This is a genomic window from Desulfobulbus rhabdoformis (assembly GCF_016919065.1).
Classification (GTDB): Bacteria; Desulfobacterota; Desulfobulbia; order Desulfobulbales; family Desulfobulbaceae; genus Desulfobulbus; species Desulfobulbus rhabdoformis.
Window position 1 is genome coordinate 14,221 of sequence record NZ_JAFFQA010000004.1, and the last position, 26,709, is coordinate 40,929.

Genomic DNA, 26,709 nt, shown 5'->3' on the forward strand with positions numbered 1-26,709 from the left:
TGCCCGGCCACGTATATTTTCCCTGGTTCGTATGCAAGGAAAATATTCATTGACCCTTGGGCTCATGGGCTGCTCCTTTTCAATATGGGGTATGCTGCGGCATGGTAGAATGGGCCGAATCCCCACTCAATCGAAAAAGTCACTTTGGCTCTGCCCCCTCTCAAACCAACAGTCGGACAGTATCTCTTAAAAAGCTATTGTCCCCCTCAGGTTCGGAAACTGTTAACAGTGGTGAGGTGTTGCAAGGCAAAGGCTCCGTCCCTGACGACCGGCAATGATTTTGTTGTTTAAGGGGAAATATTCCCAATGTGCTGTGCAGAGTATCCTTGAGATTTATTGTGTGAATAGGTATACATGCGCTTTTAAGATCTCCTTTAAAGATTGTGATTCATGAAACTAAGCGATACATCCGGCGAAGCCTCCGTGTTTGAACTCAAGGGCAGTGTGCTCACCGTCATGGTACTCTATGTCAAGGAGACCAATCCAGATCTGCTGTATCCGCAGTTAAAAAAGAAGATTGGTCCAGCCCGTTCTTTTTTCAACAACGCCCCCATACTGATTGATCTCAAAGCAGTGCCCGAAGGCGAGCAGTTGCGCTTGGATTTCCTGGTGCTGACTACCTTTTTGCGAGGTTTGGGCCTTGTCCCGGTCGGGGTGCGGGCTGCAGCCGAGACAGTTGAGCAACGCGTGCTGGATGCCGGCCTGGGTGTGCTCCCTCCGGCAACCCGTGAAAAGCATGTGGCTCCCCAGGAAGAAGAACAGGTCATAGAACCGGTCCCTGATGAACCGGTGGAACCCGAGCCTAAGCCTGAACCAGCAGCAGAGCCAGTCGCGGAGCCAGCACCTGATCCCAAACAGACACCCGAGGTAACGGCAGCACCGACTATGGTCATCAGGCAGCCGGTGCGATCGGGCCAGCAGGTCGTTGCCCAAGAGGGGGATCTTATTATTCTGGCTTCGGTAAATGCCGGGGCAGAGGTGGTCGCCAGTGGCAATATTCATGTCTACGGAGCCTTGCGTGGCCGGGCCATGGCCGGAGTGCATGGGGACGCCGATGCCCGTGTCTTTTGTCTGCAGTGCAACCCGGAGTTGGTTGCCGTAACCGATGCCTATGTGGTCAATGACTCCCTGGAATCCCGGGTGATAAATCATACCGTGATGATCAGCAGGGGAGAAAACGGTCTGGAGTTTGACGTGCTGGGTGCCTTTGAGCCCCAACGTGGTTAAAGGGTGTCTTGAATAATTAGATTTTTCAATCAAGGCCAGATAAGCGCAGACTTCGAGGATTGCGCAAAATTTTACCGCAGGCATATGCTTGATATCGGAGTCTTCGCTTACCTCCGAGGATAAAATTTTAAGCATGACGAGGTAAGCGCCAGACTCCGCGGGATTGGCAGAAAAAGCAATTATTAAAGACTCCCTAAAGCATTGAACATTGAATACACAGGGTAAGGTGCATACCTGTTTTTTCCGCATTTCGCGGTCTGCTTGCATTGGATGTTTGCCGTCACCAACGTGTGAATACGGTACTCCTGTGAGCCCCCCTGAAGAAGCAGTATATAACAAAAACAAGGAGGGACGAAGTTGTCTAAAGTCGTCGTCGTGACGTCCGGAAAGGGCGGTGTGGGTAAAACCACCACCAGTGCGGCCGTTGCCGCAGCACTGGCGGTGAGAGGGTACAAGACAGTCGTCATCGATTTCGATGTCGGTTTACGCAACCTCGATCTGATTATGGGCTGCGAGAGGCGGGTGGTCTATGACCTGCTCAATGTCATTCACGGTGAAGGTTCACTGAACCAGGCGCTGATCAAAGATAAACGAGTCGGAAACCTGTATATCCTGCCTGCCTCGCAGACCCGGGATAAGGATGCCCTGACAATGGAAGGCGTCAGCAAGGTCATTGAGCAACTCCGCGAGAGCTTTGAGTATATTGTCTGTGATTCTCCTGCGGGTATCGAGAAGGGGGCAATGACAGCAATGTATCTCGCTGATGAGGCGCTGGTGGTGACAAACCCGGAGATATCCTCCGTGCGTGACTCCGATCGTATCATAGGCATGCTTGCCAGCAAAACCAAACGCGCCGAAGAGGGAGAGGACCCGGTGAATGTTCACCTGATTATTACACGGTACGATCCCGACCGGGTTGATGGTGGCGATATGCTCAGCGCCGAGGATGTCTGTGAGATTCTGGCGATTCCGTTTTTGGGAGCCGTTCCTGAGTCCAAGTTGGTTCTGGCCGCCTCAAACTCGGGTATCCCCGTGACCATGGCCGAAGACTGTGATGCCGGTACCGCCTATTTTGATATCGTGGACCGGTTCCTGGGCGAGGAAGTACCCTACCGCTTCCTTGACGTACAGAAAAAGGGTTTCTTTTCCCGATTCTTTGGATCCTGATGCCATGAAATTTTTTGACTTTTTCAAATCAAAAAAGCCCGGCTCTGCATCTGTGGCCAAAGAGCGGCTACAGATTATCGTTGCCCATGAACGGCGACCGGCCTCCACTCCTGACTTTCTGCCGCAGTTGCAGAGCGATATTCTGGAAGTTGTACGGAAATACATCCAGATTAGCGAAGAGCAGGTCAAGCTTTCAGTGGATAAACAGGGGGATTTTGAAGTGCTTGAATTGAATATCTCCCTGGCAGACCCCGGCAAGTAGTCTCCGGACCGGCAACACAACCTCCCGTTTTTGCAGGGACCTTGGAAACGCCCACAGGTCCCTGTTCTCTTTTTGTCCTTGGCGTACCGCCAGGGACCTCTCAAAGCCCGTTCTCTGTATTCTCAGCAGAGAGATTCAGGCTTGCTTTTCGGGTGCTCCCTACGTCATAAAGGAGTTGATCTCTTTGTAGGTGATGACCTGCACCTCGCTCTCCATATTGGCAGATTTGACCATGGTGGGTGGTTCCTGGTCAGGATTGAGCGGGATCAGTTCCGCCTGTTTGTCGTCAACATACAAAATAATGACAGGAGCACGAGAGGTGTCTTCCAGGCGAAAGGCTTGCAGTTTACTGGTTTCTTGGTCGATCAATAGGGTGCTGTTCTCAATAGTGGGCATTGCTCTTGTTCCAAAGTCTTTTAGGGGATAGCGAGTCGTTTTTAGTTGGGGGCTCTTGTGCAGCCCCGGCACCGTAGAGGAAAAATAGCCTGTATACCAGCTCAGGCCCCTGTCGTTAAGCAAAAAACATCTTGCCTTTACCTGATGGCGTGCAATGCAGCCCCATGGGCTCCAACCATCTCCGGTTCTTCGGGAATAAGCGGGGCTGATCCGAGAGCTTCTGTCAACAGCTGGATCACGCAGGGGTTGTTGGCCACCCCACCGGCAAAGAGCAGGGGCTGGTTGGCCCCGACACGGGTGAGCATGGTCAGGGTGCGTTTGACTATGGAACTATGCAATCCCAGAGCGATGTCATGAGGATTTGTGCCTCGGGCCATCAGGCTCACCGCCTCGGTTTCGGCAAAGACGGTGCACATGGCATTAATTTCAAGCCGCTGGCTGCCTTCCAGGGCGTAGTGCCCAAACTCCTCCAGAGGAATTTGAAAGACGGTGGCCAGATGCTCGAGGAATTTCCCCGTCCCGGCAGCACAGCGGTCGTTCATCTCAAATTTGGCCACTTTACTGCCCATGAGGGCAATGGCTTTCGTATCCTGGCCGCCAATATCGAGCACGGTTTGCGCCAGAGGAAAAAGATCGTGGGCCCCCAGGCCGTAGGCTTTGATTTCGGTGATGGTCTCTATGTCGGGGCAAATGCCTGCCTTTTCCACCAGAGCTCGGCCATACCCCGTGGCAACCAGTTTCTCAAAAACAAGCCCTTGGCTTAAGCGACGAATCTGGGCCTGGGGATCAAAGGTGGTCGCGGTTTTTTTGCGACTGATCACCTGATGTGGATCACGTACCACCAACTCGATGGAACGTGATCCAATATCAATGCCGCCAAATAGGGCCATGGTTCAGCTCACCATCTCGATAAATGCCTCGATGCGTGTTTTCAGCTGCTCCACATCTTCCATGCTGTAATCGGTGGAGATGGAAAGCACGGGAACCTGCTCCTGGTGCATTGTTTTTTCAGTCTTCAGGGCCTCGTGCTCATAGGGCTGACAAAACATCAGACTGTAATGCAGAACGCCGTCAGCCTTGAGGTCGTTGACCATGGTTTTCAGATTGTCTTGGCGCTCATCATTGGGTGTAAAACAGGCACAGTCGATCTGAAGGTAACGATCTACAAGGGCGTCGATCATTGCGTCCATGGAGGTGGCCTCTTCACTGACCAGATCACGGGTGTTGCGTGAGCCGATGCAGGATTCTTCGCCCACGATAACTGCTCCGCTGCTCTCGACAATGAAGGGGAGTTTCCAGTTGGGCACGGCCATGGGGCAACCACTTAAAAGCAGGCGCGGGGTTCCGGCAGGAACCACCCCTTCACCGGCTGCAATGCGCTCTTCGATCTGATCACAAAGCGTATTGATGCTTTGGGTGAAACGAACCGGATCGTCATACATGGACACCTGATTGATCAGCAGGGCGTCACGGCCGGAGATTGGCGCGGGATCGGCATGGCGAAGGCGGTTGAGCCGCTGCAGGGCACGTCTTTTCTCATTGACCAGTTTAATTGCTGCCTGCAACTTTTCTTCGGTAATGGTGTTACCGGTGAGCTCTTCCAAAACGGCTTTATAGCGAATGACTTCACTTTTCCACAGGGCCCTGTCGCTGGCTGTTTTCCGCTGGGGCACCTCCAGAACCTCCATATTCACATGATCGGCAAAGGCCTCATAGGCTTTTTTCTTGCCATCACAGGTGGTCTCCCCGATCACCAGGTCGCAGGACTCGGTAAAGGGGCAGAGCCTTGCCAGTTTAAAACCGATAAAAGATTTGATCAGGGCGCAGGTGTTCCGGGGGACTAGTTGTTCGGCCTTATCCGAACCGACTTCGGCCCCAGAGCAGAGACCAACATGGACAGCCCCTGCTGCCAGGGTCAGTTCTTCAGGAACGAATACACAAAAGGTACCGATGATTTTACGGCCAGCAGCCTTGGCATCCTGTAATTCCTTGATGCGAAGCCCATGTACCTCGCTTAAGACAAAGTCAAGGTACTCCATCCCTTTGAGGCGTCCGCTCTGGGAGAGGTATATATCGTTATAAAACTTGCCAAGCACCGCCAGAAGTCCATCGTGGGCCGGGATATCAAGGTTAAGTTCTTCCCACATTTTCTGATGGGCTGATGTTGTCATAAAATTTCTCCAAATGCAGGCGATGCCTGTGCATTACAAATAGATCCAAAAGGGTGAGTTAGGGACGAAAAAGGACTTGTAGCACAGGCCGGCAAGACGCTGCAAATAGGAAATGTGGAATAATTCATTTGTTGTAAAAGGGATAACCTATGTCAACGAGGGGCGCAAAGTCGGTGATGCATCGCTGTGGGGTAAATCGCTGAGAGCCAGTCCCGAGATTTCTTGCCTTTAGTCGGGGAATGGTTAATATGTGGAGCACGAAACCAAAACATTGTTTTTGCTTATGAAAGCGCTTGTAAACGAGAATATGGAGGTCAAAGGATTATGCAGTCGCACATTGGAACGCGTGAGATAACCCGCGCAGAGGCACGTCAGGAGGCATCAACCGTTTTTCTGGCAAAGGTCTTCAACTGGATGGCCATTGGTTTGGGGGTAACAGGTGTGGTTGCCTATTTCTTGGGGCAGTCGGGCATGGTGCAAGCCCTTATTGCCAGCCCTGTCTTTATGATCTTGCTCTTGGTCGAGCTGGGGATGGTCTTCTTCCTTTCCGCCCGCATTGACAAGATCCAACCAGCGACTGCCACCGGACTCTTTCTTGGGTATTCGCTGCTCAACGGGGTGACGCTCTCCACAATCTTTTTGGCCTACACCAAGGCTTCCATTGCCGCCACCTTCATGGTCACTGCCGGAATGTTTGCCGCCATGGCAGTCTACGGCATGGTGACCAAACGGGATCTTTCCGGGGTGGGGTCTTTCATGTTCATGGGATTGATCGGCATCCTGATTGCCTCGGTGGTGAACATTTTTCTCAAGAGTCCGGCCGTCTATTGGGCCATTTCAGCCATCGGTGTGCTCGTCTTTACCGGACTCACCGCCTATGATGTCCAGAAAATAAAAAAAATAGGCGAAGAGGGCATTATGCAGCAGGGAGAAGGGGCCGTGCGCAAGGGGGCGATTATCGGTGCGCTTGCGCTCTATCTTGACTTTATTAATCTCTTTTTGATGCTTCTTCGCTTTTTTGGCGGCAGTAGAGACTGAACCGCCCTTCATTTTCCAGCTAAAAAATCAGGGGATCGATGCTGTCGATCCCCTTGTTTTTTTTGAAAGAGCTGGACCTTCTTCGCTCTCCTCTTTTTTTCTTCTTGACGCTTATAAATTTACATTATAAGGTCGATCAATTTTATTGTTTCCGGCCTATTCTAAGGCCGAGATGGAAGAGAAGCGCACATTCACAATGTGTCATTTATCATGTTCTGGGAGGTAATACGCTATGTCTGTTTATGTTATTGGCCACAAAAGTCCGGATACCGATTCTGTAACCTCTGCAATCGCCTATGCTGAGTTGATGAAAGCTAAAGGCGAGGATTATGTTGCCGCCGTCGCCGGTGGATTGAATCCTGAGTCCGAGATGGTATTGAAGCAGTTCGGTTTTGCCACCCCTGAGACCCTGACTGACGCTACCGGCAAACAGCTTGCTCTGGTTGATCACAGTGATCTGGCCCAGGCTCCTGACAATCTGTCTGCTGGCGAGGTTGTAGCTGTTGTTGACCATCACAAAATCGGTGATGTAACCACCAATCAGCCGATCTTTTTCTGTGCCATGCCTGTTGGCTGTACCGGTACCGTTCTGAAAACCCTCTATGATTTGGAAGGCATTGCCGTAGACCCGAAAGTTGCAGGTCTGATGCTGGCTGCTATCCTCAGCGATACCGTAAACTTCAAATCCCCGACCTGCACCGAGGCTGACAAAAAAGCCGTTGCAGAGCTGGCTGCTATCGCTGATGTGAAAGACACCGATGGCCTGTTCATGGAGATGCTGAAAGCTAAGAGTGCTGTAGCTGGCGTACCCCCCATGGATCTGCTCCATCGTGACTACAAAGACTTCGATATGAATGGCAAGAAAGTTGGTGTTGGTCAGCTTGAGCTGGCTACCCTGGATCAGGTTGCCGATATGCGCGAGGCTCTCTACGGTGCCATGAAAGAGCAGAAAGGTTCCGAGCGTCACACCGTACTGCTGATGCTGACCGACGTTGTTAAAGAGGGAACCGACCTGATGGTTATCTCTGATGACGATGCGTTGGTTGAGGGGGCTTTTGGTGGCAAACTCGACGGCAACTGCATGTGGATTGACGGCATGATGAGCCGTAAGAAACAAACTGTACCGAACCTGCAGAAAGCATTTGGCTGCTAAGACCGGACAGTTTTTTATATATAGTTCAGTTTATATATAAATTAAAGGCCGCCCATTTCGGGCGGCCTTTTCTTTTTTCTGAATCCGTAACGACGGCTTTTTTGTGTTCTAGTTGGTTGCAGGCGTCTCGCATTCAGCTCAGACCGCCGCATCGTGAACGTACGAATTTAAATTTTTTAGCTAAAGGGTGTCTTGAATAATTAGATTTTTCAATCAAGGCCAAGGATTGCGCAAAATTTTACCGCAGGCATATATGTGATATTCCGAGGATAAAATTTTAAGCGTGACGCAGGGATTGGAAGAAAAAGCAATTATTCAAGATTCCCTAAAAGGATGCAACCAGTCTTTTACCGTGCCTGGGGCTGTGCTTGCGCCTTTATCATGCGCCGCTTAGCCTGTTTGATGATATTTGCCACTAACGGGTCATCGCGCATTGAGTCTTTTATAGCCATAAAACGATTACTGTACATGTTGCCCTTGTTTGCGGTACCAGCGCTTTCTTTGTTTTGCCATATGCTGTGGCCATGCCATTCAATATCCAGAACGCCGATGAATTTTCCGCGAATATCGGTTTGACTGATCAAGGTGTTGCCGATTTTGATTGGAGCCTTGTTACCGGTCACATGCCCTGCCTGAAAAATACAATCGATAGCAGGAAAGCTGCGCGCAATTGCCATGTTGTCTGTCATTGGATAATTCGAAAGCAGCAGCAGGATATCGGCCTTCTTTTCAAGTTGTACGAGTAATTCCGGCAAGGTCTCTTTCCAGGAAGACATGCTGAGTTGCCTATCAGGGGGCATTGCCTTGTGATCAGTAAGCCCGATAAGAAAGACCTGCAGATCGCCCACCTTCTGCATCGTATACGGGGAAAACAGGGGGGCGCGACTTTTCCTGTTCAACAGATTAGCCGAGAGTAGGGTCGATTCGGGGGGACGATGAAGGGCAGAGAGTAAGGATACTCCACCACTTAGATCAAGTGTCCCCAATCCCATAACCCGTCCCCCCATTGTCTGGTGAGCCCGCACCATTGCCTTGGCTCTGATACGCGCTGCTGTTTGTTCACTGGCGGTAAAATTTTTATTGAGCAGCATGTTGCCACTGCTTACAAGTAGAGCAGGACGGTTGGGATCACGCATGAGCCCGCGAACCAGAGAAGCTTTTTTGGGCAGACCGCCCAAGCGGCTGTGGCCTCAGCCACACCCTTCAAGTTCCCCCATGGTGTCATTTGCGTAAATAATCCGCAGCGGGGCACCCAGAAGCTGTGGCGCTGCTGCCAGGAAAAGGAGCACCAACAGGGGCCAGAAACGAAAAAAATGAGAGGGATTGCGGGGCATGTTCAGGTCTTTTTTGTCCAGGTGCATTATATTGTATATGTTGAATGAGTATGAGAGAGCGCTGGTATCTTGCAACAGCTTGTTTTAAACCGAGCTTTTGCCTGCTAATGTTTGCCTTGCCTGTGATTCAATGATAACATTGCTGTAATTCGATTCAACCACAGATGCTTAATCGTACAAAGGAATACGAAGAATTTTTGAACTGTTATGTTTGTCGTTCTCGTCAATATCATGAGAACGACGTTCCTGAATTCGAAATTTTGACCTTTTACGAAACCATCATGTGGGGAAACCTATTGATCAACTGGCATGGCGCTGTTTGAGTGATGCGTATGCACGACAGAGAAAATGTTGACGAGGCTGTATGAAAGCACCTGTTGTTCTGCTGACCACCGACACAGCACAGGCGTTGACGATTCGTGCCGCCCTGTCCAACATGCGGGTCCTCCACTGTCAGCAGGTAGAGGACGTTCGCTCGATCTGCCAGAACCAAAGTGTTGCCCTGGTCCTTATTGTAGATGATCCCCCCCGTATCGACGGGCGTGAGGTCTTTGTTGAATTAAACGCAATGCAACCTGGGCTCAGCGGTATTCTGCTCGTGGCAGGGGAACCGACGGTCAGTGATTTGCAAGGAGCGCTCAATGCCGGATTTTCCGGGCTGGTCGAGTTGCTGTACGCCCCGGAGGTGCTTGAAAATGTCGTTCAGCAGGCTTTGCAGCGTTATCAGCTGAACTGGGATAATACCCGTTTGCGGACGCTTATTCCTCTCTACCGGTTGGGAGAGAAGTTCTTTGCTGCAAACAACGAGCAGAAACTCGTTGAGGAGTTGATGCAGGCAGTCATCGAGCAAACAGGGGCCAGCCAGATTTCTGTTATGCTTTATGATACAGAAGATGAGCGCTTACGCATCGTTGCCGCCAGAGGGTTGGATGCAGGACTGGTTGAGTCCATTCGGGTGGCACCAGGTGAGCAGATTGCTGGTTGGGTGTACAAACACGGAAAACCAGTCATCCTCAATAAAGAAGACCAACATATTTCCATGTTTGCTGATCTGCTTCAGCAGCCCGAGCTGGTCACGGCTATTTCTTTTCCCTTGCGTATCTCTGAACGGGTTATCGGTGTCTTAAATATTAGTCAAAAAACCACGGAAGAGCGATTCTCCTCTGCAGATAAGGAGATGCTCTCCATTGTCTGCAGTCAGGCCGCTAACGCTCTGGAGAATTTGCGATCCCGCCAACTACTGGCCCAGACGACCCGGATGCGAACACTGTTTGAACAGTATGTGGCGCCGGAGGTGGCTGAGCTGCTGCTTGCGCAAAAGACCGATTTGATGGAATTGGGGGAGATTACGGAGGTAACGGTCTTGTTTGCCGATATTCGTAACTTCACCCGCCTGGTTCAGCATGTGGAACTCCCCCTTTTGCGTCGGTTCTTAAACGAATTCTTCAGTATTTTTACAGAAACCGTTTTCCGCTATCAGGGAACGGTGGATAAATTCATGGGGGATGCGGTACTTTCTCTGTTTGGGGCGCCGGTTCAGCAGGAAAACCCTCATTTGGCAGCGGTGCAGGCTGCCTGGATGATTCGTTCCCGATTCAGGGAGCTGCAGGCACGATGGCTTGTCCAATCGATCGAGTTTGCCAAGGTTGACCTGGGGGTGGCGGTGACCTGCGGCCCCCTGTTTATTGGAAACATAGGCTCAGATCAGCGTCTTGATTATACTGTTATCGGAAATGCCGTTAATTTTGCCCAACGCCTGGCCGCAGAATCCACCGAATGTTGTATTTATATAACGCAGCCGGTGCGAGATGCCGTGGAAAGTGATTTTAGTGTGACCCCATTAGGGGATATGCAGTTGCGGGGTGTCGAAAAAACGATCTCGGTGTATGCGGTCTGTAACCAACACTGTGAATAGGCTCCCTGAAAGATCTCCCTAGTTTTTGTGCCCCCCCTGGTGATATCTCTGCCACCAGCTGGCCCGTTGTTTCTGATTGGTGCGCAGGGCCTTTTGAAGTGCCTTCATTTTTTTTTTGTTCGCATCTTCGATAAACTCCACTCCCATTTTAAAGGCTCGAATCTCACCCTGCTGAAAGAGGTCAAGCCAGACAGGACGTGCAAAAAGTTGGTAGTCGTCAAAATTTGGAGGCAAACTAATGCACAGCTCAAGCTCACAGCCGTCTCGTTCTTGCGTTGTGTGAAAGACATGGAAGCCATTTCGCATGACCTGGCTCATTAGAAGGCAGGCACCGTGTTGTGAAATGTCAATGATTCTACTGGAAAAGGGGCCTGCAAGGTGGTGACCGCTTTGTGGCTCCACCACCTGAATTTCCAGGGGGAGGAAATCAGTCAACCGAGGTGATCTGCGGGAGTCAGAACTCATAGCAACCTGTTCTTTATAAGGGACAATTTTTAGGGGGGTGAAAAATACAGCTTACCGGTGTATGATACCTTCCTTTGTAAAATAAGATAGCACAAACCTGTTAGTCTACATAGAGCATACCTGGTTTCTTTGAAGGAATACCAATGCCTTCGAGAATCCGGTTACAAGGCAGGCAGCGACAGCCTCTTTTGCGGCGTGCTGCCTGTTTTTTCTTTTGGAATCGTTGCGAGGGGGGCAATGAATTTACGTTGTCAGGAGCTGCTGCGCTCCCAGTGCTTTGTCGATGGCACCTGGACCGATGGTTCAGGGGCAGATCGCATTGCTGTATATAATCCCGCCACTGGCGCCTTGGTGGGCACAGTACCGGCCTTTTCCCAAAAAGAAACCCAGAAGGCGATAGATGCTGCTTCTCGGGCCTGGCCGGCCTGGAAAAGGCTGAGTGTTGATGAGCGATCCCGCATTTTGCGGTGCTGGTATGAGCTGATTGTCGAGCACCATCTGGATCTGGCTGTCCTTATGACACTGGAGCAGGGAAAACCCCTTGCCGAGGCACAGGGGGAGGTGCTGCATGGGGCCTCCTATGTGGAGTGGTTTGCCGAGGAAGCCAAGCGGATCTATGGCGATACCATGCCTATGGCCCAAAAGGGGAAACGTATTGTTGTCCTCAAAGAGCCTGTGGGCGTCTGCGCCGCCATCACTCCCTGGAATTTCCCCTCGCAGATGGTGACACGTAAGGCTGCTCCCGCTTTGGCCGCAGGCTGCCCTGTAGTGCTCAAGCCAGCAGCACGCACACCTTTTTCAGCCCTGGCTCTGGCTTTCTTGGCCCAGAAGGCCGGTTTCCCTCCAGGTGTTTTTAATGTGATCACAGGGCCTGCCCAGGAAATCGGCCAGGAGATGACAGCCAACCCTCTGATTCGAAAATTGAGTTTCACCGGTTCGACCGCTGTGGGCAAGCGACTTATGCGCGATTGCGCCGGCACCGTGAAAAAAGTATCGCTGGAGCTGGGAGGGCACGCGCCCTTTGTGGTCTTTGACGATGCGGATGTGGACGCTGCCGTACGTGGAGCAATGTCTTCAAAATATCGTAACTCAGGGCAGACCTGCGTTTGCGCCAATCGCTTTATCGTTCAGGAAGGGATCTATGCTGAGTTTGCGGAGAAGCTGGTTGCCGCAGTGCAAAAGCTCCAGGTGGGGAGTGGCTTTGACCAGTGCGTGCAGCAGGGGCCACTGATCGATCAGGCGGCCCTGGATAAGGTCGAAGCGCAGGTGGCAGATGCTGTGACTCTGGGGGCAGAGATCGCCTGTGGAGGTATGCGGGTAGGCAAGGCCGGATATTTTTACGCCCCCACCGTGCTCCTCGGTGCGACCAAGGATATGCGCATTGCCCGTGAAGAGACCTTTGGCCCTGTGGCTCCTATCTTCTCCTTTAAAGAGGATCGGGATGCTGTAAGCCTGGCCAACAGCACTCCCTACGGATTGGCCGCCTATTTTTACAGCCAGAATATCAACCGTATCTGGCGGGTGGCCGAAGCTCTGGAATACGGTATGGTCGGGATCAATACCGGACGGATGTCTTCAGAGGCTGCGCCCTTTGGCGGTATCAAAGAATCGGGCATTGGCCGTGAAGGCTCAAAATACGGCTTAGAGGAGTACTTGGAGCTGAAGTACCTCTGTCTGGGGGGGCTGGACGCTCCTCTGTAAGCATATTCTGGAGCTTGGAAGGCCGTTAGGTTAAGTGCTTAAGGTCGTCGCTGTCGACATAGGCATAGGCGCTGTGGTTATGTATGGATTCAAAACTCTCCACGCCTACGGAAAACCAGGCGACATCGGCAAGCGCCATCACCTGCTCAGCCACCATGCGCACGACATCCTCGACAAACATCGGCTGGGCATAGGCACGCTCTGTGACAAATTTTTCATCCGGCCGTTTGAGCAGCGCATAGATTTCACAGGACCCGCAAGCCTCAACCAGGCTTATCAGGTCTTCAAGCCAGATCATTGCCAGGGGGCGTATCCGAAGGGTGACCTCAGCTCGCTGGTTATGCGCACCGGCAGTACTGATTTCTTTAGAGCAGGGGCACAGAGTGGTCACCGGAACTCTGACGGTCAACAGTGGTTCTGGGCCAGTTGTGGCATCGGCGCTAAAGGAGCATTGATATTCCATCAGGCTTGCAGTTCCGGTGACCGGGGCTTCTTTCTTGAGAAAGTAGGGGAAATGCATCACCAGTTCCGCCGTATCGGCCTGCAGTTGCAGACGTACCTCGTTTAAAAGTTCAGGAAAAACACCCGAATGGATATTGGGCAGATAGCGGGTAAGTATTCCATGCATCAGGCCGACGCCGGAGGCCGCATGTTCTTTGGGGATCTGGGCCATCAGGTTCATGGTCGCGACGGTTTGCTGCATTCCGCCGTTTTTTTGAGGAATCTGTACCGGGCAGGTGAAGTCGCTAATACCGACGGATTGTAAAGACATGGGCAAATCTCAGGGGCTGTGCACAGGTTTTCAGCACTTATTTAGTACCCATCCAGAAACGGTCTTTTCGGAGTCAGGGCTTACCTGAACTTGAACAAAAATCCTCATTTCTTGATGGACACTATTTAGTGCGATTGCCTGTGTGTCCTTTGGGGTGGATAGGAAACGAGCAGTCGGGAGCTCACATACGATCTGAGTACTTATAGTACAACAGTTCAAATTTGTTTGTCACGGTTGCTGCGCAAAAGAAGCACCCCTTACTCGATTTTTACCCAATGGGCAAGACCTGCTTCTGTTTGTTCGTGTTCTGTTGTTTCTGGGCAAAAATAGGCCGTTTTTAGCATTCTTCTTTGTTTGATCCTGCTGGTAAACTGTGGTATTTTGGGCTTTATAATCAATCTGACCCCGTGAGTATTCATTGGTGTGTCAGCTTCGTTGTTTATGACATGCCGATTAAAGTACACCTTATCGGCTTGTTACGAACAATGAAGGTGGCGTGCGGATGGATTCCCCAAGGGGCGGCGAGTGAAACTGAACAACAAATGAACCAGCTTAAAAATCTCCGTCTCATTAAGAGAATACCTTGTTCAGTAACCACCCGCCGTCACGGATTCAGGATCAAAAAAACAGTGTGTAAATGGATATAGTTCGCATTGATAAATGGCTTTGGGCTGCCCGTTTTTTTAAAACCCGGTCTCTGGCCTCCAAAGCGGTCAGCGGGGGGCATGTCAGCCTCAATGGCAACCGAGTGAAGCCCTCGCGCTCCGTGCAGGTGGGCGATATCTTGGTGGTTCGTCGAAATTATATTGAATTTACCCTTGAGGTCGTCGCCCTGAGTGAGAAGCGGGGACCTGCCAAAATAGCACAGAGCTTGTATGAAGAGACCGCCCAGTCAATTGCCAAAAGGGAGATGTTGGCTGAGCAGCGGCGTATACTCAAACTGCAAGGCAAACCGCCCGAGCGGCGTCCGGAAAAACGTGAACGGCGAAAAATCCGCCAGTTTTTAAAAAAAGAGTAGGTTATTGAAGGAGCGAAGATGAGAAAAGTTGAGCGGGCGTTAATCAGCCTGACCGATAAATCGGGATGTGAGGATTTTGCCAGAGCCTTGGCTGAGTTGGGAATTGAAATCCTCTCCACCGGCGGAACTGCCCAGAAGCTGCGTTCAAGTGGCCTGGAAGTGAAGGATGTTTCCGAGTTCACCGGCTTTCCCGAGATGCTCGATGGTCGGGTCAAAACCCTGCACCCGTTGGTTCATGGCGGTATTCTAAACCAGCGCGAAAATGCCGAACATCAGAAGCAGTGTGCGGAGCATGGGATCAAGCCCATTGATATCATAGCTGTGAATCTCTACGCTTTTTCAAAAACTGTAGCCGATCCCAACTGTAGCCTGGATGATGCCATTGAAAATATCGATATCGGTGGTCCGACTATGCTTCGAGCCTCCGCAAAAAACTTTGAAGATGTGACCGTTATTGTCGACCCGGCAGATTATGCGGTGGTTCTCGAGGAAATCCGTGCCCAGGGCAATACCACCCTCAAAACTCGCTTTCGTCTTGCCTGTAAGGTCTTTGAGCTGACTTCCGCCTACGATACGGCCATTATAGAGTGGTTGCGCAAGGTCGACCCGGAGACCAATGGATACTTTACCCGGGGAGAGGGCGATGCTTAAGGTGGCGGTCCTGCTCTCTGGAAGCGGCAGAACGCTTGATAACTTCCACGAGCGCATTCAGGCAGGTAACCTCCAAGCCGAGATCCAGGTGGTTATCTCCAACGTTGAGTCAGCCTTGGGGCTGGAAAAGGCTACCCGCTATGGCTATCCGGCCTTTTATGCCAAGGATAACGCTTCGATCAACACGCTGTTGGCTGATTACAAGGTTGATATGATAGCCCTTGCCGGCTACCTCAAGCTCTATACGCCTCCGGAAGCGTTGAACAGGGCCGTGCTCAATATCCACCCCTCGTTGATTCCGTCTTTCTGCGGGGCTGGGTATTACGGGCACCATGTGCATGAGGCGGTTAAGGCTCGTGGGTGCACGGTCAGCGGCTGTACCGTTCATTTTGCCAATGAGTTGTATGATCAGGGGCCTATTGTCCTCCAGCGCTGCGTTGCACTTGAGGACGCGGACACGCCCGATGATATTGCCGACAAAGTTTTTGCCGTGGAGTGTGAGGTCTACCCCGAGGCGATCAACATGGTCGCCGAGAAGGGGATTGATTATTTTTGGAAGAAGGTGAGAACATGACGACCCAGACCATCATGATCGAAAGTGATATCGAACGCAGCCTGGATCGAATCAGCTTGGAGATTGTTGAACGTAACCACGGGGTTGCTGATCTGTCTATCGTTGGTATCCATACTGGTGGAGTCTATTTGGCAAAGCGGATCAAAGAAAAGATCGAAGAGCGGGAAAATATAGAATTGCCCGTTGGCTCTATTGATATCACCCTCTACCGGGATGACTGGAGCCTTATCTCACAGAATCCGATCGTAAAAAAATCCGATATCGGCTTTCTTTTAGAGGACAAGCGGGTCATTCTGGTGGATGATGTCATCTTCACCGGAAGAACTATCCGTGCGGCGATGGATGCCATCATGGACTATGGACGCCCGCTTTCCATCGGGCTTGCGGTCCTTGTTGATCGTGGAGGACGCGAGCTGCCCATTCAGCCCGATTATGTGGGAATGGCTGTGACTCCCACTCGGAACGAGCGGGTAGATGTCTTGTTGCGTGAACATGATGATCGGGATGCTGTGGTACTCTCCCCACAGTAATCAAGACACTCTCAGGAGTTTTTACTCCCTTCGATTCCATGATAGATCCGGCTGAGAACAATACCATCCCCCCAGACTTGAGAAGCGTATGCCAGCGCATTCGGGAGAAGGCAGAGAGCTACGAGAAGTACAACTTCTCCCAGGGGCGTAACGATTTTCTCAAGGCTTTTTTCGATCTGGCTCAGGAGTATGACAGCCTGGACGATTTCTACCGGATCTGTGTGTCTGTGCCACTGGCCCTGGTTGGGGTTGCCAGTTCACTGTATCTTTGCCGGGGGGATGAAGGGTTGCAGTTGATCTGCTCAAGTGAGCGAGGAGTACTGGAGCACCCGGAACCTGCCCGTTTTCCCATACAGCAGAGCGATACCCCCTACGAGATGGCCGGGGCCTTTATGGTGCCCATCTTCAGCAAGCATCCCTATGAGCGAAGCGATAAGGAAGCTCAGTCTGCGAAGGGGAGAGAACAGATCCGCATGTGGAATAATCTCCACGGGTTGTGTGGCGGTTCACGTATCCTGGGAATGTATGTAGTGCGGCAAAAAGGAGGGCTTTCAGAAGTTGATAAATTCTTTTTTGCCAAATTTGCAAACCGTATCGGCTATAACCTGGATAATCGACTCATTGCCCGCCAGAATATCGAGCGATTGAAATTCATTAACACCCTGGTGATCGATATTGAGCACAATATCATTGTGCCCAACATGTATTTTCGCCACCTTTTCAATCAACTCAAGAAGAAGATCGGGCTGATTGATGAGTTGAAAAATGAGATTGTTACAAGTCACGAACCGGATTCACTGCCCGGAACCTGCGTGCATTGCTGCGGCAGGTTGCAATCGCTTCAGGATGAACTGTTTGAGTATTACCAGGAGATCGTCAAACATCACGCCAATATGAGCCTCTTTATTGAGAGCCTGTTTCGGCGCGAACATTTCGAGCGCGGGCACCTGGTGCTGCATCCCAGGCGTTGTTTTGTGGAAAAAGAGGTGATAATTCCACAGTTGGAACATTATGCAAGCCGTCTTAAGGTTGCCAATGTTTCGGTGGAGCGTCCTCGGAATATGTATGAGGAAGAGTTTCCTATTTTTGTGGATATCGGGTTGTTGGCACAGGTCTATGCCAATCTTTTCTCGAACGCGGCCAAGTATACAAAAGAGGTTATCGATCACACCGGGCTCCCGCGCAAAGCTGTGGCCTATGGGCGGGAAGTCGTCGAAAATTTTAACCGTACCGGCCAAAAGGGGATTAAGTTTAATGTTTTTACCACCGGCCCCAACATGGACATTGAGGAGGGCAATCGTCTTTTCCAGGAGGGGATGCGTGGCGATGACGATTCGGCCATTCCAGGTACCGGGCATGGGCTGTCCTTTATCCGTTTGGTGGTTGAAATGCACGGTGGTCAAGTCGGATATGAACCTACCCCCGAAGGAAACAACTTCTTTTTTATCCTCCCCATACCACCACTCGACTACCCATTGATGCTCAATACAACCGTTGACTAACAGCAAACAACAGTGCATGAAATTTCCAATTTGGTTTGCCGGTGACGGTGTGTCGTTTGTCTTTTTTCCTTCCTTTCTCTCTGTATGAATCAACAAGATAGATCATCCATGGAACTGCTCGCTCCGGCTGGCAGTGTTGCCGCCTTTGAGGCCGCGTTGCGTGAGGGGGCGGATGCCGTTTATGTCGGTTCCCCCGGACTGAATGCCAGGGCTTTGAGTCGTGATTTTACCTTTGGGGATATCGCAGGCATGACCAGGTATGCCCAGGAACAGGGAAAAAAAATCTACGTGGCTATGAACAGCCTGGTCAAAGAGAGCGAGGTGCCCCTGGCACTGGAATCGCTACACCAGTTTGCTGCCATCAAACCGGATGCCCTTATTATTCAGGATTTGGGCCTGCTGTACCTCGCCCGCCGGTATTTCCCGCAAATCAAGGTGCATGCCTCCACTTTGATGACCGTCAATACGGCAATGGCCGCAACGTATTTTAAGCAGCTTGGCTTTGAACGGGTGGTACTGGCACGAGAGCTGAGCCTGAAAGAGATAGCCGCCATTCATGCCCAGTGCGGAGTGGAGCTTGAGATTTTTATTCATGGAGCCATGTGCTTTAGTTATTCAGGTCTCTGCCGTTTTTCCAGTTTACATGGCGGTAAATCAAGCCTGCGCGGTCAATGTGTCCAACCCTGCCGCAGAAGCTACGATTGGGTGTCATCGGGAAAAAAGGGGCGCAGTTCTGGAGGGAAGAAAGGAGGGCATCTCTTTTCCATGAACGATTTATGCGGTATTGAGGCGCTCTCCTCGGTGCGGAAGACCGGTGTGGTCAGCCTGAAGATTGAAGGGCGGCTGAAATCCGTTGCCTACGTGCGCAATGTCGTCCATGCCTATCGTTTGGTTTTGGACGGTTTGGATCAGCCACCAGATGAGCAGAAACGCATTCTCAAGGAGGCTGGGCGCTCCCTGGACCAGGCCATGGGCCGAAAACGCTCGACCGGTTTTTTTATCAGTGGCCAGGAGGGACGTCTTATTCAGCCAAATCTCGCCGGAAGCAGCGGTGAGCTGGTGGGGAAGGTGACAAAAATTGAACAAAGTAAAGGGCGCTCACCGAAGCGGCGTCCCCTTCGACTCCAGGTTACCCTGCAGGCACCACTCAACAACGGGGACCGGCTTCGTCTCTACGAGGAAAAGAGTGGTGCACGTAAAAGCTTTACTTTGCGTACAATGGAGTTTAAAGGAAGGCGGGTGGAACGGGCTGGTAAGGGGCAACAGGTCACCATTCTGGCTGCAGATTTAGATTTGAGCCTCCAGAAGGGGGGGCATGGGCTCCTGTTTCGGGTGGATCTAAGTGCTCGTTCTGACAAACAGAGTCAGGCTGTGAAACGAAAGATTGCAGCGCTTGAAGAGCCCATGATTCCTCAGGAGACCATCCAGCGTCAGCTGCAGGAGCTTGGCATTGGCCCCCTGGTACACGCTGCTGAAAAAAAGAAACGATATCGCCACGGGAGCCAGGGGAAGACAAGGTCCACACCCATGCCCCAATGGTGGCTGAAGGTTTCATCACTGGAGCATGCCCGGCAGCGATTTCCCTTTCAGGTGAGTCGTGTTGTCCTGGAGCTCAACCCGTTGAACCTGGAGCGTTTTCTACAACTGGCTGCTGCTCGGTTCGAGTCACTGCCGTATCAGCTGGTCTGGGCACTCCCCCAGGTCATGCAGGAGGAACAGCTCGCCTGGCAGCAGCAGGCGATCAGGCAGTTACTGGAGAAAGGGAGCACCGGCTTTCAAATTGGCCATATAGCGCAGATGGCCCTTTTGGGCGAGCAAACGCACCGGGACCTGGAAATCTTTGGAGATTATAGCTGTAATCTGCTGAACTCGCCTGCTCTTCTCCAGTATCAGGATGCTGGCCTGGCTGGTGTCCAGTTTTCTTTGGAGACCGATCGTGCGACACTGCAGCAGGCGCTTGCCAGCCGTCAGGATTTGAGAGGGGATGACGCGGGGAAGAAAATGCAGGTCGGCTTATACGTCTATGGACGACCGCCGCTTTTTTCTGCGCGCTTAGATGCGCCCCATTTTCAGGGACAAAGGAGTTTTGTCAGCAGTAGGGGAGAGCGGTATTATATTGACCGTCGACCTGAGGCTGTCTACGCCTATGCACATATGAGTTTTTCTTTGCTTGCCTACACAGAAGAACTTTCCCGAATGGGACTTGATTACTTTGTCGTTGATATCAGCAACGGCGCCGTGAAGCGGGAGAGTATGACAGTAACGGCTTTAATACACGGTCGCGGTGATTTACCGGAAGTTATTTCTGGCAATTATGCCGGAGTGTTGGCGTAGATTCCCTGAGTATACCCTTCCTGCATTTGTATATCTGTCACTCCAGCTGCAAAACAAGACACAAAGGCCTATCGGCCTAAAAAATCATTTTCTTTCTGCCTGGTCAAAAGACCGGAATACTTCATGTCAAATAGAGAAATATTACGACGCATGGCTGATGTCCTCAAGCCATATATCCGTAGCCTGCTCATCGCTATGGTGGCAATGATTGTTGTCGGTGGGTTCAATGCCCTTCAAGCCTACATGGTCAAGCCGCTACTGGATGAAATTTTTTTTAATAAAAATGGATCGCTGCTTTCCTTGCTCCCCTTGGGGGTGGTTGTCGTTTTCGTGGTAAAGGGGGTGTTCTATTTTCTTTACACCTACCTCTTGGAGAAAGTCGGGCTCGGGGTTATTCGTGATTTGCGTCATGCTGTATATGCCCACATCAACACCCTGTCGCTCAGTTATTTTCATAAAACCCCCACCGGTAAAATCATTTCAAGAATCATCAATGATGTGAATTTACTTCAGAGATCGGTGAGCTATGCCCTTATTCAGCTTTTACGGGATCTCTGTTCTGTCGCCGGCCTACTGGGAGTCATCTTTTATATGGATTGGCGTCTTGCTCTCATCTCGCTGGCTTTTATTCCACTATCCGTTGGCCCGATCGTTTTTTTTGGGCGTCGATTTCGAAAAATCAGTGTTGTGTATCAGGACAACATAGGAGAGGCGACAAGTAACCTCCATGAAACAATTGGAGGGGCCCGTATCGTCAAGGCCTTCAGCATGGAGAAAGAAGAGGTGCAGCGTTTTGCGGGCAAGCTGCAGGAGATCATGGACACCATGTTGCTCGATACAAAAAACAGAGCCCTCTCTCATCCTCTGACAGAATGTATCGGTGGATTTGGCATGGCTTTTATTATCTGGTTTGGTGGTCGAGAGGTCCTTAACGGGCACTCAACGCCAGGCACCTTTATGTCGTTTCTTACCGCCCTCATCCTTCTTTATGAGCCGATTAAAGGAGTGAGTAAAATAAACTCGACTTTTCAACAGGGAGCGGCTGCAGCGGGGCGAATTTTTGGTTTGTTGGATATTGAGCCTGAAATACAAGAACGTTTGGATGCTGTAACACTTCCACCTTTTGAGCGGGAAATTGTGCTCAAGGATGTGACCTTTTGCTATGAACCGAATCGACCTGTTCTTCAATGCCTTAACCTCCGTTTGAGCCGCGGTGAGATATTGGCAATTGTAGGCCCCAGTGGAAGCGGTAAAACCACGCTTGCCAACCTTATTCCACGCTTTTATGACGTTACCGAAGGATCACTGAAAATTGATGACCATGAGATACGTGATCTGACCCTGCATTCATTACGTTCCCAGATAGCGCTGGTTACTCAGCAGACCATTTTGTTCAACGATACAGTGAGAAACAATATTGCCTACGGACGAAAATCCTGTACGGAAGAAGATGTTCATCAAGCCGCCAAAGCAGCATTTGCGTATGAATTCATCAAGGATCTTCCCCAGGGGTTTGACACGGTTATAGGGGAGTCCGGTTCACGACTTTCCGGAGGACAGCAGCAAAGGGTCTCCATTGCCCGGGCAATCCTAAAAGATGCTCCGATTTTGATTCTTGATGAAGCAACCTCCTCACTGGATACAGAGTCAGAACGTGAAGTGCAGCGTGCCTTAGAGAACTTGATGCAAAACAGAACCACGATCATTATTGCCCACCGCCTTTCAACGGTAAAAAACGCAGATCGAATAATTGTTCTGAAAGATGGCCACCTCGTAGAAGAAGGCACACATGAGAGTCTGCTGGCACTGCAGGGTGAGTATCACGCTCTTCACAGGCTGCAGTTTAGTCATGCTCAAGAGCCAGATAAGATGGTAGAAGCTCATGCCTGATACAGTACTTAAAGTCCTTGTCGTGCGGGACGGTCGACCTGGACACGAAAAGCAATCATTGGGGATTGTCGCTGCCCTGAAAGAAGAATATGGCGTTGAGGTCCGGGAGATCTTTATCAAGCCTGGCTACAAGGCAATCCTCAGGAGTTTATCCCTGCTTGTGGGATCTCTACCAGCGGAGATTGCGAAGTTTTCTCCTGATTTAATCGTGGGGACGGGAAGCCATACACACTTTATCATGCTGGCATTACGAAAACGTTTAGGGGGACGCACAGTCGTCTGCATGTCACCAATGAAGGTCATCCGGAATTGGTTTGATTTGTGCTGTATTCCCCGACATGATGAGGTTGAGGAAGGCGACAATGTTCTGTTTACCGATGGTCCTCCTGGCTTAAATAGCAATAAAAAGATCCATGACCTCAAAAAGGGCCTGATCCTTGTTGGTGGGATTGACGAAAAAAGTCATATCTGGAGCAGTGAAAAGATCTCTAAGACTATTGTTGACGCGATACAGCAACATCCACAATACCAGTGGACGTTGACGACCTCTCCTCGAACACCGTCTGATTTTCTCCAAGTTTTTTCATCATTTTGTCCAGATAAGGAAGCTTTAACTCTTGCCCCTTTTTCTGAAACACCACCTGGCTGGCTCGAGAAACAGTTGGAGGTCAATAACTGGGTCCTGGTCACTGAAGACAGTTTGTCTATGCTTTTTGAAGCACTCTCTGCCGGATGCTTGGTCGCGACTATCCCTGTTACCTTTAAGACCGAGAATAAATTTGTTCGTTGTATCCAAGACCTTAAAAGTCGTCATCTCATAGCCTCCGAGATCGGGGACAGCGGCACGCAACATGGGGTTGAGTTGAATGAAGCAAAGCGATGTGCAAAAGAAATTACTGCAAGATTTATTCACGAGAAACCGATAGTGTAACTCTTCGTCAATACCTATGGAAAAAAAGATAACTGTTGCCCAGATATTACCTGATCTTTACGAAGGAGGGGTGGAACGAGGAACTGTTGATTTGAGTAAATACCTCGTCGAGCATGATGTCAATGCGCTTGTTATTTCAGGCGGTGGCCCCATGGTCTCCCAGCTTGAAGCGATAGGTTGCAGACACCTGAAACTCAACGTTGGGGAAAAGAAACCTGCAACATTGTTTTCAATCAGGAAATTACAGGAGATTATTCTTGCTGAAAAAATAGATATAATACATGCCCGGTCAAGGGTCCCTGCATGGGTTGCTTATCTAGCGTTAAAATTGATGAAAAAAACGCAACGACCAAAATTTATAACAACATTTCATGGGTTTTATTCAGTAAATAAATATAGCGAAATAATGACAAAAGGAGAAGTCGTTATAGCTGTGTCTCATGTTATTAGAAAACACATAGAAGAAAATTATAAAATTTCATCGGGGAAAATACAAGTTATTAGCCGTGGCCTTGATACAAGTATTTTTTCGAAAAATAATGTTGCAATCGATCGACAGCAACAATTATTGCAGAGATGGAATCTACCCCAGGACGATATCCCCTTGATTATGATTCCGGGCAGAGTCTCTTCATGGAAGGGTCAAGATGTCTTTATTAAGTGCTTAGCCCTCATAAAAAAACTGCCCTGGAAAGCTGTTGTTGTTGGCGGTTATGAAAAAGGAAGTCGGTATACCGAAAGGTTGCATGCCCTTGTCAGAGAATCAGGATTAGAGCAGCGAGTACACTTTGTCGGAACATGTACGGATATGCCTGCGGCATACAATTTGGCAAGTGTTATTGTTTCAGCATCATCAGGCCAGCCAGAGGCCTTTGGTCGAATAGCTATTGAGGCACAGGCTATGGAAGTGCCAATTATTGCAACTGCCCATGGCGGTTCACTAGAAACTGTGCTTGATGAAAATTCTGGATATTTAGTCAAACCAGGGGACCATGAAGACATGGCAGGAAAAATTCAACTCGTTCTCGAGGATGCAAATAGGGCAACACGCATGGGGATCAAAGGACGAGATAATGTCATGCGTAATTTTAGTCTGGAACGAATGTGCTCTCAGACGGTTGACGTATATAAAAAAATATTAAGTTGACTTGTATGAAATTAGAAAACAATTATGGCGAAGCATAAATAAGATCCTGGGTACTATTAGCATGCTTAATGGTGAGATCTGTAATAACGTAGAAATACTATCTGTATCGTACAATAGCTATGATTCATTCTGTAATAAATCATGGGAAGGAATTTTAAATCAAGATTGTGTTCAAGTAACAGTGGTCGATAATAATAGCCCTGACCAAAGTGGCAAAAAAATAAGAGAAAAATTTAAAAAAATTCGTGTATTCAATTTATCACAAAACATTGGGTATGGAAGAGCCCTTAATTTTGCAATAAACAATTCAGACAAAAGATTTGTCTTAGTCGTTAATCCGGATATTAAATTTGCTTTAAATGATCTAGTAAAATTAGTCGGAATTGCAAAAAATGATGCAACATCAACCAGAATTTGGGCCCCATCTTTAGAAAGAAGAGGGGGCGATGACGACTACTCGGAAGATGTCGAACACGTTTCTGGGGCTGCTATGCTGCTGGACACAGAGCAAATGGAACAATTTTTTGATGAAAACATATTTCTTTTTTTTGAGGAAACAAGTCTATGTAAGGATGTAATTAATTCAGGAGGGAAGATTAAATTGTGCCCATCTGTTTTTTTTGACCATATTGGTGGGGCATCCTCTGATGATTCAATGCAAATTGAATGTTTAAAAGCATGGCATTATGCTTGGTCTCGATGCTATTTTATGAATAAATATAAATTATTTACTTACTATAATACTATGTATAAGATGTACTTTGAGTATAAAATTCAAAGTATCATAAATTTAAATTCAGTGAAAAGAAAATTATATAAAGTGAAGTCTGAAGGGGTTAGAGCCTTTATGCAGGGAAGAACGGCCTTTGATAAAAATGGGGCACCATTTATTTCAGATTTGTGGTGTTGAGTGGATCTGAGTTTCTTCTTTTCTCTTTCAAGTAGTATGTTTTTCCTGGTTAAGGTGTATTGATGAAAAAAATTTATATGCACATTGGCTGTGAAAAAACAGGGTCAAGTGCATTACAGTTATGGCTCCATCAGAATGCTGCCTGTCTTTTGGAAAACGGTATTTATTATCCAACATTTACTCGTAAAATTACTGGCCAATATACAATTACATCGGGCAATGGGGCTGAAGCTGTTAAAGCTATCAATAAAGAAAGGGGGGCGAGGTTTTTTGAACATTTGTTTGCAAAGGGAGATGAAGATGTGCTGCTTTCTTCGGAGCAGTTTCAATCCCTCACTGATCAACAATTAGTTGGCTTGAAAAACCTGTTTGAATCTTTGGAGATTGAGCCAGTTGTTATCGTATTTTTACGAGATGTTTATGATGTGTTATATTCCAAGTATAATCAACTTGTAAAAAGGCATTTTTTTGAAAAATCTTTTTCGGAGTATATTTACTCTTTAAAGGAAGTTGAGCAGATATCGGTAGTTGATAAGTGGTCACGGCATTTTTCTCAAATAAATGTATTGCACTATAATTCAAATAAAAAAAATCTGGATAGCGCTTTTTCTAAAGTGCTCGGGTTAAATGAGTGTTTAATCCAACCTATGAAAAAAGTTACTGTTAACCGTTCGTTAAATTTTTTTGAGATCGAACTTATGCGAATGGTTAACATGGTTTATAATAAAAAAATTTATAAAAAGAATTATGATTTTCCTGAAAAAATAACAAATAAACTCATAAAAAATAGCCCTGAGAAATCTGTGTCTATTTTTTATGATAAAAAAGTGGAACAACATATAGCTGAATCATTCTCTGGGGACATTGATAGAGTCAATAAAGAATATTTTAATGGTAAGAAAATATTACAGGTATTTGATAAGGGGGGGAAGCTATATTCAGAGAATATTCCGACTATAGAAAGCGAATACAAAATTATTTTGGAAGAAATAATTGATTCTCAATTTTCGCTGCAGTTTTGGTGGAAGAATTATTTAGAAAATATTTCACAAAAAATTAAAAATTTTTGTTCGTAATTATTTGCTTGCAATGTCATTTCGTAAAATATTTTTTTATTTGCGCTATAAAAAAAACATCGTAGGAAGCGACTTTCAAGTAGGAAAGCGCGTATTTGTTAGGAGTTTTCCTTTTAATGATAAAGATCTTACGATCCTCTTTAAAGGGAATAACGTCTTGATGAATGACGTGATCATTCAGGGGAGTGGGCAACTTGAATTGGGAGTAAATACCTATATTGGCTCTTTTTCTGTGATTGGCTGCAACGAGAAAATTATTATCGGTGATAACTGCATGATAGCCCAAAGTACGTCAATACGGGATACCGACCACGCCTTTTCACGCCGTGACATGCCCATGAATCAGCAGGGAGTCTCTACCTCACCGATTGAAATTGGCGATGATGTATGGATAGGTCATGGTGCTGTTATCACAAAGGGGGTCACTATTTCTCGTGGTGCTATAATTGGTGCGAATGCGGTGGTGACAAAAGATGTGCCGGAGTATGCCATCGTGGGGGGAGCACCAGCTCAGATCATACGGTATCGTCCTTGAAGTATCGGAC

23 protein-coding genes and 2 pseudogenes are annotated in these 26,709 nt (G+C 48.9%); 19 read left to right on the forward strand and 6 right to left on the reverse strand.

Going from position 1 to position 26,709, the window contains the following annotated elements; genetic code table 11:
* Nucleotides 1-390: 390 nt before the first annotated feature.
* The 3 genes from minC (at nucleotide 391) to minE (ending at nucleotide 2,656) form a co-directional block, all read left to right on the forward strand.
* A complete protein-coding gene (gene minC, locus JWJ90_RS02910; RefSeq protein ID WP_205225679.1) occupies nucleotides 391-1,227 on the forward strand; it encodes a septum site-determining protein MinC in 837 nt (278 codons plus the stop codon).
* A gap of 357 nt (nucleotides 1,228-1,584) precedes the next feature.
* The gene (gene minD, locus JWJ90_RS02915; protein WP_205225680.1) at nucleotides 1,585-2,394 is read left to right on the forward strand and encodes a septum site-determining protein MinD; all 810 of its coding nucleotides are present in this window, start codon (nucleotides 1,585-1,587) and stop codon (nucleotides 2,392-2,394) included.
* A gap of 4 nt (nucleotides 2,395-2,398) precedes the next feature.
* Nucleotides 2,399-2,656, forward strand: coding sequence for a cell division topological specificity factor MinE (gene minE, locus JWJ90_RS02920; protein ID WP_205225681.1), 258 nt, complete (start codon nucleotides 2,399-2,401; stop codon nucleotides 2,654-2,656).
* 159 nt (nucleotides 2,657-2,815) lie between these two features.
* Here minE and JWJ90_RS02925 read toward each other — a convergent pair whose 3' ends face one another.
* The 3 genes from JWJ90_RS02925 to JWJ90_RS02935 form a co-directional block, all read right to left on the reverse strand.
* Nucleotides 2,816-3,052, reverse strand: a complete 237-nt coding sequence (locus tag JWJ90_RS02925; RefSeq protein ID WP_205225682.1) for a hypothetical protein — start codon at nucleotides 3,050-3,052, stop codon at nucleotides 2,816-2,818.
* A gap of 137 nt (nucleotides 3,053-3,189) precedes the next feature.
* Nucleotides 3,190-3,942: an acyl-CoA dehydratase activase gene (locus tag JWJ90_RS02930; RefSeq protein WP_205225683.1), complete on the reverse strand. Its 753-nt coding sequence runs from the start codon at nucleotides 3,940-3,942 to the stop codon at nucleotides 3,190-3,192.
* A gap of 3 nt (nucleotides 3,943-3,945) precedes the next feature.
* Nucleotides 3,946-5,223, reverse strand: a complete 1,278-nt coding sequence (locus JWJ90_RS02935) for a double-cubane-cluster-containing anaerobic reductase (protein WP_205225684.1) — start codon at nucleotides 5,221-5,223, stop codon at nucleotides 3,946-3,948.
* Nucleotides 5,224-5,547: 324 nt separating this feature from the next.
* Between JWJ90_RS02935 and JWJ90_RS02940 the strand changes: the two genes are divergently transcribed.
* Both JWJ90_RS02940 and JWJ90_RS02945 read left to right on the forward strand, forming a co-directional pair.
* Nucleotides 5,548-6,261 carry a Bax inhibitor-1/YccA family protein gene (locus tag JWJ90_RS02940; RefSeq protein ID WP_205225685.1) on the forward strand — a complete coding sequence of 238 codons (714 nt, stop codon included), beginning with the start codon at nucleotides 5,548-5,550 and terminating at the stop codon, nucleotides 6,259-6,261.
* A 232-nt stretch (nucleotides 6,262-6,493) separates the two neighbouring features.
* Nucleotides 6,494-7,414 carry a manganese-dependent inorganic pyrophosphatase gene (locus tag JWJ90_RS02945; RefSeq protein WP_205225686.1) on the forward strand — a complete coding sequence of 307 codons (921 nt, stop codon included), beginning with the start codon at nucleotides 6,494-6,496 and terminating at the stop codon, nucleotides 7,412-7,414.
* A gap of 347 nt (nucleotides 7,415-7,761) precedes the next feature.
* Here JWJ90_RS02945 and JWJ90_RS02950 read toward each other — a convergent pair whose 3' ends face one another.
* Nucleotides 7,762-8,592, reverse strand: coding sequence for a bifunctional UDP-sugar hydrolase/5'-nucleotidase (locus JWJ90_RS02950; RefSeq protein WP_205225688.1), 831 nt, complete (start codon nucleotides 8,590-8,592; stop codon nucleotides 7,762-7,764).
* A 520-nt stretch (nucleotides 8,593-9,112) separates the two neighbouring features.
* On the opposite strand from JWJ90_RS02950, the gene JWJ90_RS02955 reads away from it, so the two are divergent.
* Nucleotides 9,113-10,663, forward strand: a complete 1,551-nt coding sequence (locus JWJ90_RS02955) for a GAF domain-containing protein (protein ID WP_205225689.1) — start codon at nucleotides 9,113-9,115, stop codon at nucleotides 10,661-10,663.
* A gap of 18 nt (nucleotides 10,664-10,681) precedes the next feature.
* Here the strand turns inward: JWJ90_RS02955 and JWJ90_RS02960 are convergent, their stop codons facing one another.
* Nucleotides 10,682-11,128, reverse strand: a complete 447-nt coding sequence (locus JWJ90_RS02960) for a PilZ domain-containing protein (protein WP_205225690.1) — start codon at nucleotides 11,126-11,128, stop codon at nucleotides 10,682-10,684.
* Nucleotides 11,129-11,365: 237 nt separating this feature from the next.
* Here JWJ90_RS02960 and JWJ90_RS02965 point away from each other — a divergent pair, with 237 nt between their 5' ends.
* Complete coding sequence (locus tag JWJ90_RS02965) at nucleotides 11,366-12,829, forward strand: NAD-dependent succinate-semialdehyde dehydrogenase (protein WP_205225692.1); 1,464 nt, start codon at nucleotides 11,366-11,368, stop codon at nucleotides 12,827-12,829.
* 25 nt (nucleotides 12,830-12,854) lie between these two features.
* On the opposite strand, the gene JWJ90_RS02970 is transcribed toward JWJ90_RS02965, so the two are convergent.
* A complete protein-coding gene (locus tag JWJ90_RS02970) occupies nucleotides 12,855-13,601 on the reverse strand; it encodes a GTP cyclohydrolase I FolE2 (RefSeq protein WP_205225693.1) in 747 nt (248 codons plus the stop codon).
* A 637-nt stretch (nucleotides 13,602-14,238) separates the two neighbouring features.
* Here JWJ90_RS02970 and JWJ90_RS02975 point away from each other — a divergent pair.
* The 12 genes and pseudogenes from JWJ90_RS02975 to JWJ90_RS23895 all read left to right on the forward strand — a co-directional run.
* On the forward strand, nucleotides 14,239-14,619 hold the full coding sequence (locus tag JWJ90_RS02975; RefSeq protein WP_205225695.1) for an RNA-binding S4 domain-containing protein: 381 nt from the start codon (nucleotides 14,239-14,241) through the stop codon (nucleotides 14,617-14,619).
* An 18-nt stretch (nucleotides 14,620-14,637) separates the two neighbouring features.
* Nucleotides 14,638-15,213: pseudogene (locus JWJ90_RS02980) on the forward strand (IMP cyclohydrolase); the annotation flags it as partial.
* Between the two features lie 22 nt (nucleotides 15,214-15,235).
* A complete protein-coding gene (gene purN / locus JWJ90_RS02985) occupies nucleotides 15,236-15,844 on the forward strand; it encodes a phosphoribosylglycinamide formyltransferase (protein ID WP_240194721.1) in 609 nt (202 codons plus the stop codon).
* On the forward strand, nucleotides 15,841-16,374 hold the full coding sequence (pyrR, locus tag JWJ90_RS02990; RefSeq protein ID WP_205225699.1) for a bifunctional pyr operon transcriptional regulator/uracil phosphoribosyltransferase PyrR: 534 nt from the start codon (nucleotides 15,841-15,843) through the stop codon (nucleotides 16,372-16,374). Before purN ends, pyrR begins: the two co-directional genes overlap by 4 nt.
* Before the next feature lie 38 nt (nucleotides 16,375-16,412).
* The gene (locus JWJ90_RS02995; protein WP_205225701.1) at nucleotides 16,413-17,876 is read left to right on the forward strand and encodes a sensor histidine kinase; all 1,464 of its coding nucleotides are present in this window, start codon (nucleotides 16,413-16,415) and stop codon (nucleotides 17,874-17,876) included.
* Between the two features lie 108 nt (nucleotides 17,877-17,984).
* Nucleotides 17,985-20,210 carry a peptidase U32 family protein gene (locus tag JWJ90_RS03000; RefSeq protein WP_205225703.1) on the forward strand — a complete coding sequence of 742 codons (2,226 nt, stop codon included), beginning with the start codon at nucleotides 17,985-17,987 and terminating at the stop codon, nucleotides 20,208-20,210.
* Between the two features lie 123 nt (nucleotides 20,211-20,333).
* Entirely contained in the window at nucleotides 20,334-22,100 is a 1,767-nt protein-coding gene (msbA, locus tag JWJ90_RS03005; protein ID WP_205225704.1) for a lipid A export permease/ATP-binding protein MsbA, read from the forward strand.
* Entirely contained in the window at nucleotides 22,093-23,031 is a 939-nt protein-coding gene (locus JWJ90_RS03010; RefSeq protein ID WP_205225705.1) for a mitochondrial fission ELM1 family protein, read from the forward strand. Before msbA ends, JWJ90_RS03010 begins: the two co-directional genes overlap by 8 nt.
* Nucleotides 23,032-23,047: 16 nt before the next feature.
* Nucleotides 23,048-24,178, forward strand: a complete 1,131-nt coding sequence (locus tag JWJ90_RS03015) for a glycosyltransferase family 4 protein (protein ID WP_205225707.1) — start codon at nucleotides 23,048-23,050, stop codon at nucleotides 24,176-24,178.
* A gap of 61 nt (nucleotides 24,179-24,239) precedes the next feature.
* Complete coding sequence (locus tag JWJ90_RS03020; protein WP_205225709.1) at nucleotides 24,240-25,088, forward strand: glycosyltransferase family 2 protein; 849 nt, start codon at nucleotides 24,240-24,242, stop codon at nucleotides 25,086-25,088.
* 62 nt (nucleotides 25,089-25,150) lie between these two features.
* A complete protein-coding gene (locus tag JWJ90_RS03025; RefSeq protein ID WP_205225710.1) occupies nucleotides 25,151-26,164 on the forward strand; it encodes a hypothetical protein in 1,014 nt (337 codons plus the stop codon).
* A 364-nt stretch (nucleotides 26,165-26,528) separates the two neighbouring features.
* Nucleotides 26,529-26,693 (forward strand): annotated as a pseudogene (locus JWJ90_RS23895) (DapH/DapD/GlmU-related protein); the annotation flags it as partial.
* Between the last annotated feature and the right edge of the window lie 16 nt (nucleotides 26,694-26,709).